We start from the raw sequence: 5,459 nt of genomic DNA, 5'->3' as shown, positions 1-5,459 counted from the left end.
CGTGACATCGGCACCGGCTTTGGCAAAGGCCTTGGCCGTCGGATACGCGATGGCACAGCCGACCCCGCCGCCGATGACACAGACTTTTTTATTGCTGTCGATGACGCTCGGTTTTCCTAACGGGCCGACAAAGTCATGCAGACTGTCGCCTTCGTTCAGGGCGTTGAGCTTCATGGTCGTGCCGCCGACGATCTGGTACACGATGGAGACGGTGCCCTTTTCCGGGTCGCTGTCTTCGATGGTCAGCGGGATCCGCTCACCGTTTTCATTCACACGTAAGATGATGAACTGACCGGCTTTGGCGCGCTTGGCAACAAAAGGCGCATCGATCACCATCTTGGTTACAGTTGGGTTCAATGGAGTTTTCTCTAATATCTTATACATTTTTATCACCGTTCTTATTTTATCACATAACTATTATATTAATTGATTTCTTTTCTGAATTGTTTTGAGACGAAGCCAATTAAATGATAATTACTTTTTAAAAGTAATTTTACTTTTTTTATTTGTGAGAATCGTTCATTAATTTCAGGTGAATTATTTTTAATATAGTTTACAAAATCTTTAATCGTTTGAATATTATTATCTGTCATTTCAAAAGACATCAATGTTCTCAACTGATAGTATGCCATATCAGTTAAACGCTTCAAAATAAAATTTCTTTTTTCATTGGAAAGATTGTTTTTTATTCTTTCATACTCATTAAGCAATCTCTTAAAAACTAAATCATGCATGTCAATATGTTTTTGCAAACTTTCCAAACTTACACTTTGTCCATTTCTACCTACACGATAGACATAGATATTCAAGTCATAATAAATCAGTGTTTTTAAATATTGGACAGGCAATAATAAATATTCAACATCTGTATAAAATCCATTATCTAAGACAATGTTATTGTTTTTTAATATGCTGGTTCGGTAGGTTACTTGATGCATTGCAAATTGTACATCATTACAAGCTTTTGAAAAATCAATGATTTTTCCTTCTTGTAGTTTGCCTCTAAAATTTTTGTATTCTATAACCTTTGATATTGTTTCATCATATACTTCATAATTCGTAATGATTATGTCTGTATCGATTTTATATAAATTTTCTAATAATTTATCTAAATTTTCAGATTCTACCCAGTCATCTCCATCGATCATTTTGAAATATTTTCCAGTTGCGTGACGTATTCCACTATTCACTGTAGAACCCGCACCAGAATTTTTTTGTTTTATTAACTTAAATGTTCCTGGATATTTCTGTACATATTTACTAACAATCTCAGCCGTGTGATCCGTTGAGCCATCATCAGTCACAATTACTTCAAGTAAATCAATGTTCTTGCATTTTTCAAAAGAATGAAGATTTTGTTCAATTAAATTTTCTAAATTATACGCTGCTACGCTAACTGTTAATACTTTATCCATGTTTATACCAAACTTTCTAATGATTAAAACTTACTGATTATAACGCCTGAATTTTTTACTATACTTTTTTCTGGAATGACACCACGAACACAAGTAGTTGGATAAATATTTGTGTGACGGCCAACTACAGTACCTGGGTTTAGTACAGAATTACATCCAACTTCAACATAGTCTCCTAACATCGCACCAAATTTTTTTAATCCCGTTTCAATTTCTGGATCACTATGTACAATAATTAGTTTCTTGTCACTACGAACGTTTGATGTAATAGAACCAGCTCCCATATGTGATTTATAGCCTAATATGCTGTCACCGACATAGTTATAATGTGGAGTTTGTACATGATCAAATAAAATGACATTTTTTAATTCAACGCTATTTCCAACAACACAATCAGCACCAACCAATGCACTGCCGCGAATAAAAGCACAGTGCCGAACTTCAGTATTCGGACCTATGATACATGGTTCACCCAAATATGCAGTTGGAGCAATTATTGCTGATTCATGTACCCAGACATTTTTAGAAATTTCTTTGTAACCTCGATTAATAAGTGTTGGACCCAGTTGAAGGATCATATTTTTGATGCCTCTCAGTGCTTCCCATGGATATGTAAACTCATTCAAATAGTCCTTTGCTAACGTATGTTCTAAATCAAATAATTTTTCAATTTTCATTTTGATACCTCTTTTATATAATTATTTTTTTTATTGTACAAAAAAATCATTGAGCAGGTTTTATTAAAAAATTTATTTTTGTATTTTTATAATTTTTTCAGTAATATTATTTTTTTCTTTTTCATTAATAGTAAATAAAGATAAATAAATATGATTAGAAAGCATAATTGGAAATATGTATCTATACAACACAACTGGGCCAAGTAATAATATAAATATCGCAAACAATGAAACCAATGAAGGAATAAAATATATATTCTTGTTTAATGCACACCAGCCTAAAAATAAAATAATGATCCATAAAACCATACCTGAACTAAACAACATTGATACAACAGGAATAATTTGATATTTATTTGGTTCTTTCATACCGTTTGAACTGAGCATCATAAAAAACTTTGAAATAAAATTAGGTTTCTGAGTTGTCCAATATTCCCAATAAGGATGATATGCTTTTGGATCACGATAGTTCATGTCCGGATACCAATATCCTATTGTTAATCTTGTGAAAGCATTAATGTATTCTAATGGTTTTTTCAACCCTACTGTTATCCAAAGTTTAATAAATTCTTTTGGGTTGTTTCGAAACTTTTCTGTATTAAAATCATTTTTTACAGCATCTCCTATTCCTTCATAAATAGTATAGTCTTTATAGTCTGGTATATATTCAATAATTAATTCTTTTTCTTTTAATGATAGCTCCCCGTTGTCATTTATAATTGATCTTGAAAGCTGAACACAAGGAACGCTCATCATTTCTTGTAAATTTTCTATTTTATTTACATGAAAATAATTTGCTAAGGGTCCTAAATAACCTGCATATAAAATGATACAACTACAAAAAACGGCAAATGTTTGAAATCTTATTCCCTTGAATTTTAAAAACAATATAACCATTAAGAATAAAAAAATATATATTCCTTGACTTCTAAACAGAATTTGGAATATGCACACAATTATAAATTTAATAAAAAATTTTCGGTTATGTATTATTTCTGGATCATCACATAATTCAAACGTACAAATAATCATCAAGACAAAAAAAGAAGTATAAATTACATCTTTTGTCATAGAGAAAGACATAATAACGTATGGAGGGAAAAACATAAAAAATAACAGATTTAATAATAATATACTATTTGAACAATTTTTCTTCTGCAGAAAACGATAAATACTTGCCATCGCAAAAGATAAAATCAACATTTGAAATATAGAATACAATAAACTGCCTAAATCTACATTATTCAATAGCTTTTTCCCTATTTCATCAGCAAAAAAACCGTAAAGCAGTGTATGTATATAAGGATGGTGATTATTGATCATGTGCTTAGTATAACTTGGGTACTGCAAATATGTATCATATCCAAGTACTCCAGGATAACTTGCATAAAGAGCCGGTAGCCAAGAAATAAAAATAATACTCCAAATTAGTAAAAAAGTTTTTCTAGTTTTTATAAAAAGAAAATTCAATTTATTTAATTTAATAGTTAGGACTGGCAAGTGATTATTTTTGGTAACTTGATTAATAAATTTATATAAATTAATTATAATTGCAGTAAAAAAAGGTGTCCCACCGAATATTATTCTTATCCAAACAACTGGTAAATTTATGAATGTTGTATCATACATATATACATTAGAACCAACATCCATAAATAAAGAAAAGAGAAATCCTATTATAATTGATATTTTTAAATATTTTTTATTTTCTATTGAAAATGTTTTTAAATATAAATAATAAATGGCTAAAAATAATATTAAAGAAAAAACACTATTTGTTAATACAAAATCTCTGTAATTTACTTTTAGCATGTTTTGCAATGAATAGATTGAAAATATCGTAATAATAAAAATTATAAATTTAAAATGATTGTCTTTTTTCAAAAAAACATTGAGCATAATTAAATCCTTTCTCAACCCATTTTATATTATACTATTATTTCAATATTTCAAATGTTTTTACTTTCATAATTTCTCTAATCTCATAATCATTCCAATAATATTCCAATTTTTTCAACGACTGCTTAAACAGTTACTTTTTTTAAAAATAGTTGTCAAAATCATTCGGTTATATAAATTAAGCTAAAAAGCCAAGCTTCTTGGCTTGGCTTCTTTACTAGATAATATATGTAGAAGGATCTACATACATGACATCTTTATCTAATGGCGTAGATGTATATTGATGCATTGTTCCATATTCTGATGTATCAGTTGATAATGTGCCATCATTCTGGCCCCAAGCTGCAACCCAATGATCATATTGATTGCAATTTTGGATGTAATAGTCAAACCATGAAAGGCTTGAGTAAATGCCGGAATAATATCCTGCATTCTGAATAATTTTACAATATGTCTGACAGATTGTAGAAATTGTTGTTGCATTCAAGGCATTATTATTAGCCTTGTAATTATCTGCATCTTCCATATCAAACCATACGCCGCAAGATATTGTTCTGTTCTTAATTAAATCCAATGTATAATAAGCTTCAGAAGCAGCACCATCTTCATCTAATGCATAGCTATAGCAATACACACCATATCGAATACCATATTTTTCACATTGATCCATATAGTATTCCGCCATAGAATCTGTATTTGTACCCCAGTTTACTCGGATAATAATAAACTGATCCGTGTATTGAGAGAAATCGATGTTATATCCATTGTGCTCACTGATATCAATTCCATACATATAAACACCATTTTCATCAGCAGTAAATTCTTCAGTACTAGTATCAGTGCCCGTAATTGCTCCATTAGCTGAGTTTACATAATAGTGGATACCATCAAGATCAAAATCAGCGTGTACCATGCGCCCGTTTTCATCATAATAAACGGTTTTATCACTCTCGTTTGCTGAATGATAATCTCCAGATAAAAGAACGAATCCTGTTTTCATAGCTCCTGTGTATTTATCAAAACAGTACCAATAGCCATCAATATATTTCTGTTTATATAACATGTGACCGTTTTTATCATAATAAACAGTTTTATCGCTTTCATTTGCTGAATGATAATTTCCGGAAATTAACACAAAACCCGTTTTCATTGCTCCGGAATATTGATCAAAACAATACCAATATCCATCAATGTATTTTTGTTTATACAGCATATGACCGTTTTCATCATAATAAACCGTTTTATCGCTTTCTTTATCTGAATGATAATCTCCGGATAAAAGAACAAATCCTTTTTGCATTGCTCCGGAATATTTGTTAAAACAGTACCAATAGCCATCAATATATTTCTGTTTATATAACATGTGACCGTTTTTATCATAATAAACAGTTTTATCACTTTCATTTTCTGCGTGATAATCACCCGTTATATTTACAAATCCCGTTTTCATTGTTCCGGAATATTTATC

At 30.3% G+C, this 5,459-nt stretch carries 4 protein-coding genes and 1 pseudogene; all 5 read right to left on the bottom strand.

Going from position 1 to position 5,459, the window contains the following annotated elements:
* Window positions 1-384: pseudogene (locus HNQ47_RS06785) on the bottom strand (sulfide/dihydroorotate dehydrogenase-like FAD/NAD-binding protein); the annotation flags it as partial.
* Between the two features lie 38 nt (window positions 385-422).
* Window positions 423-1,415, bottom strand: coding sequence for a glycosyltransferase family 2 protein (locus tag HNQ47_RS06780; RefSeq protein WP_183328638.1), 993 nt, complete (start codon window positions 1,413-1,415; stop codon window positions 423-425).
* Window positions 1,416-1,438: 23 nt separating this feature from the next.
* Window positions 1,439-2,092 carry an acyltransferase gene (locus HNQ47_RS06775; RefSeq protein ID WP_183328637.1) on the bottom strand — a complete coding sequence of 218 codons (654 nt, stop codon included), beginning with the start codon at window positions 2,090-2,092 and terminating at the stop codon, window positions 1,439-1,441.
* A gap of 72 nt (window positions 2,093-2,164) precedes the next feature.
* The gene (locus HNQ47_RS06770; RefSeq protein WP_221248066.1) at window positions 2,165-3,904 is read right to left on the bottom strand and encodes a DUF6020 family protein; all 1,740 of its coding nucleotides are present in this window, start codon (window positions 3,902-3,904) and stop codon (window positions 2,165-2,167) included.
* A gap of 304 nt (window positions 3,905-4,208) precedes the next feature.
* Window positions 4,209-5,459: GH25 family lysozyme (locus tag HNQ47_RS06765; RefSeq protein ID WP_343052930.1), on the bottom strand; the 1,251-nt coding region annotated here is incomplete at its 5' end.

This window comes from Catenisphaera adipataccumulans, assembly GCF_014202755.1.
Classification (GTDB): domain Bacteria; phylum Bacillota_I; class Bacilli_A; order Erysipelotrichales; family Erysipelotrichaceae; genus Catenisphaera; species Catenisphaera adipataccumulans.
This window is presented reverse-complemented; position numbering and strand designations above follow the sequence as displayed.

Coding starts and splice junctions, on each gene's coding strand:
- HNQ47_RS06780 (WP_183328638.1), bottom strand. CDS start 1,415: ATGGATAAAGTATTAACAGTTAGCGTAGCAGCGTATAATTTAGAAAAT.
- HNQ47_RS06775 (WP_183328637.1), bottom strand. CDS start 2,092: ATGAAAATTGAAAAATTATTTGATTTAGAACATACGTTAGCAAAGGAC.
- HNQ47_RS06770 (WP_221248066.1), bottom strand. CDS start 3,904: ATGCTAAAAGTAAATTACAGAGATTTTGTATTAACAAATAGTGTTTTT.